The organism is Acinetobacter sp. YH01019 (assembly GCF_013420285.1).
In the GTDB taxonomy this organism is placed as follows: Bacteria; Pseudomonadota; Gammaproteobacteria; order Pseudomonadales; family Moraxellaceae; genus Acinetobacter; species Acinetobacter gandensis.
The window spans coordinates 1-12,420 of sequence record NZ_VOYM01000080.1; the positions used below are offsets into that span (position 1 = coordinate 1).

The 12,420-nt window shown below is 41.1% G+C and carries 12 protein-coding genes; 9 read left to right on the forward strand and 3 right to left on the reverse strand.

All coding sequences use genetic code 11. The features are described from left to right. The 9 genes from FTT84_RS14755 to FTT84_RS14795 all read left to right on the forward strand — a co-directional run. Window positions 1-95 (forward strand): transposase domain-containing protein (locus FTT84_RS14755; RefSeq protein ID WP_136143756.1); only part of this gene is annotated, 95 nt, incomplete at its 5' end. Between the two features lie 2,345 nt (window positions 96-2,440). Further along, complete coding sequence (locus FTT84_RS14760) at window positions 2,441-2,629, forward strand: hypothetical protein (protein ID WP_180081633.1); 189 nt, start codon at window positions 2,441-2,443, stop codon at window positions 2,627-2,629. 403 nt (window positions 2,630-3,032) lie between these two features. Beyond that, window positions 3,033-3,785 (forward strand): hypothetical protein, encoded by a 753-nt coding sequence (locus FTT84_RS14765; RefSeq protein WP_180081631.1) that lies wholly within the window; start codon window positions 3,033-3,035, stop codon window positions 3,783-3,785. Between the two features lie 75 nt (window positions 3,786-3,860). Beyond that, entirely contained in the window at window positions 3,861-4,061 is a 201-nt protein-coding gene (locus tag FTT84_RS14770; RefSeq protein WP_180081630.1) for an AlpA family transcriptional regulator, read from the forward strand. After that, complete coding sequence (locus tag FTT84_RS14775) at window positions 4,058-4,426, forward strand: hypothetical protein (protein WP_180081628.1); 369 nt, start codon at window positions 4,058-4,060, stop codon at window positions 4,424-4,426. Before FTT84_RS14770 ends, FTT84_RS14775 begins: the two co-directional genes overlap by 4 nt. Further along, a complete protein-coding gene (locus tag FTT84_RS14780) occupies window positions 4,423-8,463 on the forward strand; it encodes a tape measure protein (RefSeq protein ID WP_180081626.1) in 4,041 nt (1,346 codons plus the stop codon). The genes FTT84_RS14775 and FTT84_RS14780 overlap by 4 nt, the downstream gene beginning before the upstream one ends. Before the next feature lie 2 nt (window positions 8,464-8,465). Next, complete coding sequence (locus tag FTT84_RS14785; protein WP_180081624.1) at window positions 8,466-8,972, forward strand: hypothetical protein; 507 nt, start codon at window positions 8,466-8,468, stop codon at window positions 8,970-8,972. Window positions 8,973-9,304: 332 nt separating this feature from the next. Beyond that, a complete protein-coding gene (locus FTT84_RS14790; RefSeq protein WP_180081622.1) occupies window positions 9,305-9,826 on the forward strand; it encodes a hypothetical protein in 522 nt (173 codons plus the stop codon). A 111-nt stretch (window positions 9,827-9,937) separates the two neighbouring features. Further along, the gene (locus FTT84_RS14795; RefSeq protein ID WP_180081620.1) at window positions 9,938-10,939 is read left to right on the forward strand and encodes a hypothetical protein; all 1,002 of its coding nucleotides are present in this window, start codon (window positions 9,938-9,940) and stop codon (window positions 10,937-10,939) included. A 118-nt stretch (window positions 10,940-11,057) separates the two neighbouring features. On the opposite strand, the gene FTT84_RS14800 is transcribed toward FTT84_RS14795, so the two are convergent. The 3 genes from FTT84_RS14800 to FTT84_RS14810 all read right to left on the reverse strand — a co-directional run bounded on the left by FTT84_RS14800 (window position 11,058) and on the right by FTT84_RS14810 (window position 12,276). Further along, window positions 11,058-11,354 carry a hypothetical protein gene (locus FTT84_RS14800; protein WP_180081618.1) on the reverse strand — a complete coding sequence of 99 codons (297 nt, stop codon included), beginning with the start codon at window positions 11,352-11,354 and terminating at the stop codon, window positions 11,058-11,060. A 348-nt stretch (window positions 11,355-11,702) separates the two neighbouring features. Beyond that, window positions 11,703-12,029, reverse strand: coding sequence for a single-stranded DNA-binding protein (gene ssb / locus FTT84_RS14805; protein WP_180081616.1), 327 nt, complete (start codon window positions 12,027-12,029; stop codon window positions 11,703-11,705). 22 nt (window positions 12,030-12,051) lie between these two features. Then, entirely contained in the window at window positions 12,052-12,276 is a 225-nt protein-coding gene (locus FTT84_RS14810; protein ID WP_180081614.1) for a hypothetical protein, read from the reverse strand. Between the last annotated feature and the right edge of the window lie 144 nt (window positions 12,277-12,420).

Here is a 12,420-nt window from a genome sequence, read left to right on the forward strand (position 1 = left end):
CCTATCTCAGTGATGTGCTGAAAAGGCTGCCGACGCATAAAGCGACCCAAATAGAAGAATTACTACCACATCGCTGGAAATCCAACTCAAATTAAAAAATAGGCATGGGGTTCAGCGGACGCTTACATCACTAGGCACTTTTTGGCTTCCTCTTTTTAGTGGAGCGCAAAAACTAAATATTCGATCTGCTCCTCTTATTTGTGGCTCGGGTGGGGGGTAGATTTAGAATCTTATCCTTTGAGGTAAAGCTCGTTATTTTTGACGGTCTTATGCTGCACTTCTTTTAGTGGCTCAGGTTCTTTAGGCATGTTGGAATTTGTGAGTATCTTTAAGCTACTCACTAACCATCTTTAAGATAGTCACTTGACCATCTAAGTGGTGGATCAAGTTCTCCAGTGGGGATGCCCATATTTTGGGTATCGGTATAGCTTCAGGCATCCCCGATAATATCGGCCCTGCCTCGCGCGCCCGCGCGTTTTTATTGATTATTGTCTGACGGTATAGCGGCTTGCTGTGTTTTTTCGCTCCCATCATTTAATTGAAGCGGAATAGAGTATTTAAAGCTGCTCCTCTATTTAGTGGCTCAGGTAGCCCGATATTTTGAGCATATTGACTGAGTGACTTTAAGTAACTCAGTTATTCACTGACTATCTTTGAGCTAGTCACTTGCATGGGTTTCGGTGGTTGCCGAAACGATAACGTAATCCTAAATTAACTTAGTCGTCCAAGTGGTTGATTAAGTAGCTAGGTTGTTTAGATGCGCTCAAATTTGAGCATATCCCCCAATGGGGGGTAGTCCTATGTTCAGGCTATTTGCAGAAGTAAACCGCCCGAATAATCATGCTGTAATTCTATTGGGATTTTAAGCCTTAAAACCACATTTCCGCACATCCCTCGTGCGCGTGTTTGTTGACTGAGTGACTTTAAGGTACTCACTTGGTCGCATTTGAAATGCTCCCAAGTTTGGATATATCCCCCAATGGGGTAAATGTTTCCGATCCGTCCACTATTGGCGGTTGTACCTGATCCGCTACTACACTTTAAATGTAATTAAGAGATGCCTCCAAAGTTGGGGTTATCTTTGTGAGTACCTGATAGTCACGTGCAAAAATCTTTGCAGCTCCCATTTTTTTAGGAACTGATTGTTTTTAAGGGTGAACGCAATTTTTCGCTCAGTGAATACCGTTGCTCACTTTTGAGCATGGGCATAGCGATAGCGGAATTCCGCTATCGGTATCGGTACAGGAAATCCTGTATCGGGGTGGTCATTTTGACCATACCCACACTGTGTGACCGTACGAAAGTTTCGTAGTTCATTAACCAACGCAATTTTCCGCTGGTCCACTATAGAAAACTTCAGTTTTTCGGAATGCTTTGAAAAAAGTAAACTTAGTAAAACTTAGTATTCAAAACGGCGTACCTGTTGACATTTAAAACGCTGCGTTTGTTAAGAAATGATAAGGTTCGGACTTATCAAAACCCATGGTTATAGACCGCGTAAATCCTAAGTAATCCTAAGGTCACAACCTGACATTCACCTAATGCCCATCCGATTTAAATAGACAATAAACATTTGTAGCCGTTCCTGCTCTCTTTTTTCCAGCTCTCGTACAAGTGCGGCAAATTTTCTGTAGTGCATGTTTTTAGGCTTTTGATATATCGGCCACTCCCTAAGGTCCTGTGACCATTGCAAGCGACTCCTTAGCTGTCTGACACGTAGTAGAGGTATATCTGACTTACTCCATTGTTGTGACATGTAATTGAGTTGCTGGCATTGTCTGCAAGCGTACGTACTGCATCTAAAATATAGTTTGGTACAGCGTTTACCGCATGAGCATAAAAACCAAAATCTTACACCGCCGTAGTTGCAAGGTGAATGAGTTAAGCTCAGGTTAAAACTACCGTAGTCGTTGCTTGCGGTGATGCTGATGTTTTTATACTTTTTCAGGTGGTCAGCACTGAATAAACTTTTTAGATTAAGCTGCTTAATGCTTATAAAGCTGTAATTTTCCACGCTACCTTTCGACATAAAACACCATACATTTGCTTAATTATTTAGGCTCTAAAATAATGATATTGATTGTATCTGCTTTAACATTATTTTAACTCAAACGAATTTTTTGCTGGTGCGGTTGGGAGTGGTATCCGCTTTATGTCATCCCTCAACTTATCAGCTCCCCCCGACTGGTTAGCCGTCACTGATAGATTGAACCTCACAAAACCCAACCTTTGAACTTGATAAAACTTGAAATTAGAACCCAGCAAAACCCAACGATTAAACCTGATAAAACCTGAGATTAGGACGGCATGTAATCACCACATTTCTTCAATTTGCGAAACAATCCTATGAAAGAAATGCTTTTGTGAAACAAACCCTATGGAAGAAGCATTTATTCAATAAAAAAAGCCCGCATATCGGGAGTGATATACAGGCCATTGCATGAACAAGCCTAACGACACGCCCAAAACTCGCTATGAGAAAAAGCGCAAGCAAAAGCTAGTCAGCTTCAATACTGAGAATTCACACGATGCCGATCTATTGGCCCATGCTAATAAACTGGATGATTTTAGCGGATGGGTTAAAGAACAATTGAATGAAGATATGAAGAAAAAGAAAGGCTCACAATAGTGGGCTTTTTTAATGCCTGAAAATTAGATCAATAAATACTCATGTCTACCGTTACACAGCCGGAAACTGTCCGTTTCTGACATTTCCTACTGTGCGTTTCTGACACGTTTTATTGTGCGTTTCTGACATATTTTGGGGTTTTTAACCGTCCGTTTCTGACATATTTGCTGTGCGTTTCTGACATTTTTCGCCGTCCGGTTCATCCTGGATAACTCACTAAGAATAGTGATAGTGAGTATTAGAACCTTACAAAACCTGACATTAATACGGCGTACCCGTTAGGAAATGATAAGGTTCAAACCCAACAAAACCCTTCTTTAGAACCTCATAAAACCAGATACCAGGTATATAATAGATCTAGGAAATAATAAGCAGCTTATGGCGGCTGGATGATAGAAAAGTTATGAAAATGCAAATGTTTAGCTCGGTGTGTTTTTATAATGCAGTGAGTAGTAGGATAGCGTCTTATCTAATTTATCCGAGTGATGCCACAAAAAGAAATCAATATTACTCCAAGCAAATATTGGAAGGTGTTTTTGATGAGTCTAAAGATATAAATTTAGCCAAAATTTTTAAAGATCATGCTGAAGTAATGGCCCTCATTACCCCCCTGGCACATCAATACCGCTCCCCAAACAAGGGTTATATTTTAAAACCTGCCTTTGTTGCAGGACACTTATTATTAGCCATGATTAGAATGAAAATAAGTGGAATAGAGCCAAGTCTACAGAAAGCTTATTACTTCTATTTAGAGATTACCCAAAAAGACCCAGAAAATTGGGGAGTTGAAAGAGTAGGTATTAGGCAAATTGAACAAGCATGGTCCGAGTTTAAAAGCGTGGCCCATATCGGGTTAGTCGTAGGGAAGCTGGGAGTTACTCAATATGTAGATCAATACCCTGTATTTCTTTCCTCAATTTACCGTGTTCAAAAGTTGTATTTAGATATTATTAGTAGTAGCGACTATCTAGATTTTGAAATATGGGAAATGCCTTTTCTGGATCAGTTAACCTGGCAGAAAAATAGTACAGTTTACTCACCTAGATTTATTGAAAACTTAAAGAGAACCATGGTTTTCGATAAATTAAATGAAGATGAACTAAATATAATGCTTAAATATTCAAAAACTTACTTTAAAAGAGGGGGCGCGAAATAATTTTGCGTCCTTATGCACAATAATAATATGTGAATAATTGAGTACATCCCAAGTAAATGCAAAAGGATGTAAGCAATGTTAAAACGACTCAATGAAGTTTGTAAGCTATTAAGCCTTTCTCGTGATGGCTTACGAAAATTACAACTTAAAGACCCTTCCTTCCCAAAGCCAATTAAATTAGGCGACTCAAAACAATCTCCAGTTTTTATTGATATGAAAGAACTGGAATCATGGTTAGAAGCTAAAAAAGCTGAACGTGATGAGGTGGCAGCATGAGCAATACCTCTCATAGTAAATGGCTAGTTTTTGAAGCCCCGGATTCACAACCTAATGCACGATTCAAAATTAAGTCCCTAAACAATCCAGAATATTCATTGGCTATGGTTAATTTAACCCTTTTAAGCCGAGACCTCTCAACTGCAGACTTTTTTAACCAGTTTGCAGAGATAGTCAGTCATCACCTGGTTACAGACTGGGAGAACATCTCCTTTAAAGAGAATGGTGAAGTGGTAGAGGTAAATTATTCGCCTGAGAATGCTTTGAAGCTATTTCTTATGGGCAATTTGGGCTTAGAAATTCTTAGTTGGGTCGTTACTTCAGCATTTAGCCTGAACTCAGAAATGGGTGAGGGGGCTAAATGATTCAAGAATCTAAATTAAGAATTGTCATTGACTCTAGAGGCGCTGAAAAAACAGCACAAAGGGTCAGACAAGAGCTGCAAGGCATCACTACACATGGTGAATATGCGACTAAGTCAATGGATGCAGTGTCAGTCGGGATTCGTCAGCTTGTGGGACAGATGGCTGGCGTTGTGACTGTTGGTGCTGCTATCTCCAAGATGGATGCCTATACAGGTATGCAGAACCGCTTAAAGCTTGTAACCGATTCGCAGGCTGAACTGAACACAGCAATGAATGATACATTTGCTATCGCTCAAAAAACAGCATCTTCTTGGGATTCTGTAGCAATGGTTTACCAACGCTTTGCGGATAACGCAGATCGTCTTGGTATCAGCATGAAGCAAACAGCAGCATTAACCGAAACCGTATCAAAGGCTATTTCTGTGTCGGGTGGTAGTGCAGCCAGCGCAGAAGCAGCTTTGATGCAGTTCGGTCAGGCGTTAGCATCAGGTGTATTGCGTGGTGAAGAGTTCAACTCAATTGCCGAACAAGCCCCGGGTCTTTTAAAAGCAATCGCAATGGGAATGGATACCAATGTTGGCTCACTTCGGGCAATGGCGGCTGAGGGTAAAATTACAGGTGATGAGCTTGTTAAGGCACTAAGCAAAGCCAAGCCATATATTGATGACCTGTTCAATAAAACAGATTTTACAATTGCTCAATCATTTACGCAGTTATCCAATGAAGTCACTAAATTTGTCGGTGCAGCAGGTGCGGGGAGTGGCGCAGCAGCAGGATTGTCAGCCGCAATCAGTGGGCTTGCTAATAATTTAAGCACAATTGCAAATATTGCGGTAATTGGCGGTGTGGCCTTACTAACCAAAACCATACTAGCCCAAACAGTTGCCATTCAAGGTTCAATTACGGCATCGGTAGCACGTCGCGCAGCAGATGCAGCGGTATTGCAATCTCAAGTTCAATTGGCAGCACTCGAAGTGCAAAGAACGCGACAAATTGCAGCTCAAGCCATATCCGAAATTGGTTTAGCGCGACAAGAGTTAAATAGCGCAACCACAAGAACGGCACGTGCAGCAGCAACAGTGCGATTAACTCAAGCTGAAATTGCACATCGTATTGCATTGAATCAAACCACAGCAGCTATAGCGACAAATACAGCAGCTCAAAATGCACTTAATGCAAGTCGAGCAATTGGCACAAGAATGCTTGCTTTGGTTGGTGGCCCAATCGGTGCGCTAACAATAGGCGTGACCGCTTTGGCTGCTGGTTATATGTACTTAAAAAGCCGCACAGCCGAAGCCAATGCAAAACTTGAAGAGCAGGGTAAAATTGCGCAAGAAACAGATGCAGAACTTAGAAAGCTATCAGGCAATGATAAGATTTCAGCAGTCCGTGATTTGACAGCAGCGTTTAATGCGCAAAATGAAACCTTAGCAAAATCTAAAGAATCAGTAGATGCGGTACTGTTTTCTATCCGCGCAGTATCCGTGGAGAATGAGGCGGCTCGAAAAGTAACTGAAGACGCTCGCAATGGTGTGATTAGTTATGACGAGGCTATAAAACGCCTTAATCAAATGGACATCCCGACGGATCTGTATGACCAACTGAAGAAACAAGTTTTTCAGTATAACGAGAATGCAGAAAAAGCAGGAGAATCGCAGCGAGCACTTAGCGCATTAGGCAAGGTGGTCAAGCTAGCTGGAAACCTATTTCAGAATGCAGCAGTTCAGGTTGCAAAAAACACTGATGAGCTAAATAAGAATGACACCGCAGCGGAAAAAGCAGCCAAAGCTCAAGCTAAATTTAAGAAGTCTTTGTTTGATCGTGAGTTTAATGCAAGCTTAACCAAAGCAATGCTGGCTCAAGGTTATAACGCGGAACAAATTAACTTAATCTCGGAATATGCGTTAAAACTTCAAAAAGAAGGCAAGTCGATTACTGTAGAGCAAGTTCAATATTTGCTGAAAATCAATAGCATTGAGGAGCAAAACAAAAAGGTTATTGAATCCAGAAATGCTGCTGAGAAAAAGGTCACTCAAGAGAAAGAGAAGCAACTAAAGCTAGGCCAAAGACTAATCGGTATTTCTGGAAATTCAGGCATCGGTACTGGTGCGCACCTTGATGTCCGTTATGGTGGTTCGCGGGATGGGCAAAAAGTATCAAAAGAGCATTTGGCTAGGTTGGAGGCGGGAGGTAAATCGCTTTCAAATTACCGAGTTTCTTCTGACTATGGAAATAGAAAAGCACCCACGAAAGGCGCTTCTTCTTTTCATAAGGGTATTGATTTTGCAATGCCTGTCGGCACGCCAATTACCACGAAAGTTGCTGTCAAAGATATAAAAACAGCTTACGACTCAAAAGGCGGTGGCTATTACAGCACGGTTACTTTTGAGGATGGTGTGGTGCTCAAGTTATTGCACCAATCTCCTTCCATGATGGGTGAAGTGAAAGGCGGAGCTAGTGACGGAACCCTAAAGTCACATCAGGATATTGAGAGGCAGGCAGAGCAACAAGCGAACTCACAGCTGCAACTGCAAATGGCGGTAGCGACTGAAAGAAAGCGCATTGAAACTCAACTTCAAAAGGATATTGAGGAAATCAACAAGGCTGGCTTCTCACCAGAAGAAACCAAGCGCCTTACTGCTGAATACCAAGCTCGAGCTGACAATGATATTGCAATTGCTGAATACGCTTTAAAAACCAAGCTAGATGATTATGAGTCTTTCAGAAAGACCGAATCACAACTATTGGAGGATAGTTTTAATGAGCGAAAATTCTATGCTTCTCGTGATTTAGAGCTAACCAAAGAGCAGCGAGATAAAGCAGTTGCTTTGCTTGATGAGCAATTGAAGCAAGAGCAGGCATTAATGAAGCTTGCTTACGAAACTCGCTTATTCCAGCTACGCGAAAACCTGATGTCTGAAACCGCAGCCATACAAGAGCGCTATCGCTTGGAGCGTGAGCAGATTCTTCTAAACTCCAAGTTAAGCCAAGAGCAGAAACAGCGTGAAATTGCTTTAAGCAAGGCTTTGCAAGAGGAAGAAAACCGCAAGCGCCTAAATAGCGCAGTTCAGCAATGGGGTGGCATACAAGCCGAAATGAATGGTACTGGCGACCAGTATAGTTTAGAGCAGCAGAGGTTCAGCCGATATGACGCTTCTCAACAGGTGTTTGATACGCAAATTGGTCAAGTTGAACAAGCTGCTCAAGACCCTAATGCCAACATGGAGGAACTTGCGGCACAACGTGAAGCAATTTGGCAGGCACACCATGATCGAATGACGGCTATTGAGTCGGATTATCAAGCATCATCGTATAGCCTTCAGCTTGGCTATGGTCAGCAAGTGACAGGCGCGCTCTCGGGTATGTTTGGCGCAATGTTGGGTGAGTCCTCATCGGCATATCGAGCTTTATATGCTGCACAACAGGCATTCGCTCTTGCTCAGGCAGGCATGAACGTCTGGAAGTCCGCATCTGATGCTTATGCGAATGAGCCAGGAACTTGGTATCAAAAGGCTATTGCAGCTGCAGCAGCAACTTTACAATCTGGAACATTTGTTTCATTGATTCAGGCTGCTACCCCTAAAGGCTTTGCTGAAGGAGGGTTCACTGGTTATGGCGGTAAATATGAACCGGCAGGTATCGTTCATAAGTGGGAAGGTGTTCTTACTAAAGAAGAGATGATGGCCATTGGTGGTCCGCAAGGTTTTGAAGGGCTGAGAAAATCTATCAAGAATGGTAGTTATGCGAATGGTGGTGTAGCTGGCATTAATGCTGCTAGAGATACTCACCGTGTTGGCATGGGTGCTGTGAATGCGATTAATTCGGGTGGCTCTGGTGGAAAAGCTGTCATTCAACCTAAAGTGGTTATCAATAATTACTCTTCTGAGAAAGTTGAAACTTCGACAAATCAGGATGGTGAATTAATGGTCACTATAGGGAAAATATTAGATCAAAAAATCGATTCTGGTGTAGATCGAGGTATTCAAAGAAATCTGCGCCAAGGATATCCGTTAGCTAATGCAATAAAAGGAAGATGAAGATGACCTTAAAAGTAGCAATTCAACAAAGCAAAGAAGTCGCGCTTTGGAAAGAATATAAAGATGGCGAAGGGAATGTTTTAGCTGAATTTAAGATTCGCGGCTCTGACTACAAGGCATATCGGGTGGCGGTTGAACGCGCACAGAATCAGTTGTCATCGAAGGGCTATGATGTGGCGACTGCGGGTAGTGATGATAAGCTTTATCATGAGCTTTTATTAGAAGCTGCTGCATGTCATCTGGTGGCTGACTGGAAAGGTGTGGTCTTTGTTGAAGGTGGCAAGGAAATTGAACCGGAATGCACGCCTGAAAACGCAACCAAGCTTCTCAACATGGGCGACATTGGTGTAGCAATCTGGGCATTTGTGAAAGCACAGTCTGACCAGATTCAAGCCGAAGCAAATAGCTATCGAGATGAAGTATTGGGAAAGTCCGAGGACTCTACAACTACCTCCAGTTTGCTAGCGAAGAAGAAGCGGGCGAGTACAACCAAAAGCAGCGAGCAATAGCTGAAGCGACAGGCAGAAAACCACCAGAAGAAGTTAAAAAGCCTGAGTATAGCTATACAGCCAATGCCTTAATTGAAGCCTACAATGTTATTTCACGCTCACGCAGATATGAGCAAGGCACACCGTTAGCATTGGGCATTGCCGACTTAAATGCCTATTGCGAGCAATACGAGCTACCAGTAGAGCGATATATTTTCAACGCAGTCATCTTTGATCTGGATAACCGGTTTATTGATGAGGCTTATAAGAAGATGAGTAAGAAATCAGCGTGAGTTGGTTTCTTTTTCGACAGGGAATTAGTATCTTGTGTTTATTTATAAGAGGGTATTCACATGAAAAAAATATTAGTAATTTGTTTATTAATGTTCGCCGTACAGGTTGAAGCTAAAAATAAATATGAGCCTGAATGCAAGGTGAGTGGCTTTAATAATGAAACTATATGTTTTGTGAAACCGTATGGCACATGGGTAGATAATAAGAAAACAGCTCTAAGTTTTGTTTCATTCGGGGGCACATGGACAAGCACTGCGCCAGAAAATGTAGGGTTATCTATTTTTTATGGCGATGCAGCAACGAATATTAAGTCTGTAGCCTTCAATATTGATGGAAATATAACTGAGTTTAATGTTGATATTCTTTCTAATAAAGTGAGCAGACAGGGGCGTCTATCCAATACTACGGCGCTAGCGATAATTCCAGTCGATTACCTGCAACAGTTAGTGCAGGCGAAAAATGCTAAATATCGTGTATCAACCATATCGGATGGATATAGAGAAGGGTCTTTTTATTCTGCTAAAGGAGTAGCTTCTGAGCCTATTACTACTTTGAAAGCTTTGCTTGATAGGGTTCAATAATCTACTCGATATTAATAAAAAAAGAATCTCGAGATAATTTTCAAGGCTCAAATCTTAGACTGATCCTTATTAATTAGATACTTCCCTCACTACCAAAGAGTAAATAGAAAAATGGAAAATAAGAGTTCTTTAAAGGAAGGATTTAGTTTCAAGCTAATTGGATTTGATCAATCATTAGTAGATCAACTCAGTCCATTTTTTAATAAATCTATTTTTGAACTTTCGAAACTTATTGATATCTCAACTCTAGAAGGTCTTTCCTTTGCAATAGGAGATGAAGAGTACCTACAAGAATTAAAATCCTTTAATGACCATCTCACTCCGTCTAGTGGCGCTGCGGTGGGAGTTGCAATGACACTTACTCACATTGATAGGGATTACAGTCGAAATTACATTGTCGTGAACTGCAGATATCTTGGACTGGAGTACTTTTTAACAGAATATACCGAACCTGTTTCTCAAGAGGATGTGAATAGGGTAATGAGCGATTTCCTTCATACTTTATTTCATGAGTTTTGCCATGTTTTTGGATACCAGCAATTACTTAAAATAAGCCCAAATTTACTTACTAAAAGCAGCTTTAAGAATGACTGGGAAGGATTTATGCACCTAGTATCCCTTACATGCTGGGACGAATACCAAGTATGCGGTTGGGCAAATATGATCGGATCTGATCAGCAGGATAGATATGAGCCTATTCTTTTAAATGTAATGAATCAATTTGAGGGCTCCATAGAGCGAGTGTTCAAGGAATATTTAGAAAGTGCAGAGAATTCAAGATTCCTTACCTTATTCAATAATACGGCAATATTAGTCTTAGACTTATTTAAATACTCATCCTACTATTTGGGCGATTTGTCCACCAAGGATGATGCCATTATTAGCGATGAAGTAAGCTCACATAAGCTTTATGACGTGATAAGCACTTTGAATGAAATGCTATCTTCATTAAAAAGCAAGGTAGATACAGGCATAGTAGAGAACACTGATTTCTACAAAATCGGTGAATATGCTCAACAGGTCGCTGCAGACTTGGGATTGATCGTAGAACCAGTTGATAAGAATAATATGTTTGTTAATCTAAGCAGGTCTGCTGGTGGCCTATCAAGGTAATTCAATTAAACGCCGTAAAGAATAATTTTAGGATTCTTGCTTTACGTAGCTGTACAGAATCAAAGTTATTAAATCCCTGTATGCCTTGCTGTAATTGGCAAAGAAGCATTTTCGAGAATTATCCTGTAAAGCAAAATTTAGCAGGACGTAGCAGGACAAAACCATATTTCTTGTTGGACGTAGCATGACAAACTGCATATCTGATTAAAACGCCGTATGCCTTGTATGGCTTGGCATTGAGTGCATTTTTATAGGTGCTTTTATCAGTACCTTGTCCAACAAATATAAAAGCCTTGTCCTGCAATATCTTGCTAGACGTACCTAGACGAAATGCAATTTTAATAAAATAGATGTAATGCTTATCTGATAAGGCTTTTACATAGTTTTTAGGGTGTTTTTGGTGGGGTGCTGTCAAGGTAAATCAACGGTGTACCGTAGAGCTAATTTCTTCTTTTCTTGTACGACGTAGAACGACAAAACAGGGGGTGTAATCACTCCATTTATGATTTTGTGAAACTCACCCTATGAAAGAAGCATTTTTATCTAATTAGACTGTGCCGATCTAAAGCAATCTAAAGCTCGTTTTTGGTATAAAGCAGCATTTGCGAAACAAACCCTATGAAAGAAGCGTTTTCGCCTAATTAGACTGCACCGATCTAAAGCTGTTTATTCTATTGTCACGATTTCCGTGATAGTTGAATCTGCATGGTCATCCTGACCATTCAGCCAATAAAAAAAGCTCCCCATATTTAGGGAGCTTCGATTAAAGCAATTGCAGCTCATCGGCTCGAATCTCGGTTACTTCCCGATCCGTTCCTTTACTGTCTTTCCACTTCCTTGTACGCAATGAGCCTTCGATATACACCTTACCGCCTTTCTTGAGGTACTTACTAGCAATCTCGGCCAATCGGTTGCTGGTGGTGATTCTGTGCCATTCTGTGGCCTCTTTACGCTCCCCTGTAGTCTTGTCCTTCCAGAACTCGGACGTTGCCACATTGAATGTCGTAATGCTGCCACCGTTGGAGAATTGCTTAGTTTCAGGGTCACGGCCTAGTACACCCATTACAGTTACTTTGTTTACGTTTGGCATTGGTTTAAATCCTTATTCAAAATTACTTAGCTGGCTGCCAGTGGGTCACACCTAAATCCATTAACATTTCTTCATCACCATCAAGAAATTCATTATTGATATGGGTGAAATGCCCTTCTTCATCTTTTCCCATCGTAAAAACTTTAGAAAATAAAGGAGGCGTTTTATCTTTAATGGATTGCCAGTTATTCGCGTCATATCCATATCGCTGTTCAACAAGGGTCATGAATTGCTTTTTGGTCATCATGTGTCAGCATCCTATATGTGAACCGTACCGGGTTTGTCGGAGAGTCAATATTCTGAGAGACTATCCCGATGACAAAATTAAAATATGCCCCTGAAATCAGAGAAAGAGCGGTTCAATTATTGATTGAATCTGAAAAAGATTATC

Excerpts from the sequence above, each read along its gene's own strand:
- ssb (WP_180081616.1), bottom strand. The coding sequence starts at position 12,029 with ATGCCAAACGTAAACAAAGTAACTGTAATGGGTGTACTAGGCCGTGAC.
- FTT84_RS14795 (WP_180081620.1), top strand. The coding sequence starts at position 9,938 with ATGGAAAATAAGAGTTCTTTAAAGGAAGGATTTAGTTTCAAGCTAATT.
- FTT84_RS14760 (WP_180081633.1), top strand. The coding sequence starts at position 2,441 with ATGAACAAGCCTAACGACACGCCCAAAACTCGCTATGAGAAAAAGCGC.
- FTT84_RS14790 (WP_180081622.1), top strand. The coding sequence starts at position 9,305 with ATGAAAAAAATATTAGTAATTTGTTTATTAATGTTCGCCGTACAGGTT.
- FTT84_RS14780 (WP_180081626.1), top strand. The coding sequence starts at position 4,423 with ATGATTCAAGAATCTAAATTAAGAATTGTCATTGACTCTAGAGGCGCT.
- FTT84_RS14765 (WP_180081631.1), top strand. The coding sequence starts at position 3,033 with ATGAAAATGCAAATGTTTAGCTCGGTGTGTTTTTATAATGCAGTGAGT.
- FTT84_RS14810 (WP_180081614.1), bottom strand. The coding sequence starts at position 12,276 with ATGATGACCAAAAAGCAATTCATGACCCTTGTTGAACAGCGATATGGA.
- FTT84_RS14785 (WP_180081624.1), top strand. The coding sequence starts at position 8,466 with ATGACCTTAAAAGTAGCAATTCAACAAAGCAAAGAAGTCGCGCTTTGG.
- FTT84_RS14770 (WP_180081630.1), top strand. The coding sequence starts at position 3,861 with ATGTTAAAACGACTCAATGAAGTTTGTAAGCTATTAAGCCTTTCTCGT.
- FTT84_RS14775 (WP_180081628.1), top strand. The coding sequence starts at position 4,058 with ATGAGCAATACCTCTCATAGTAAATGGCTAGTTTTTGAAGCCCCGGAT.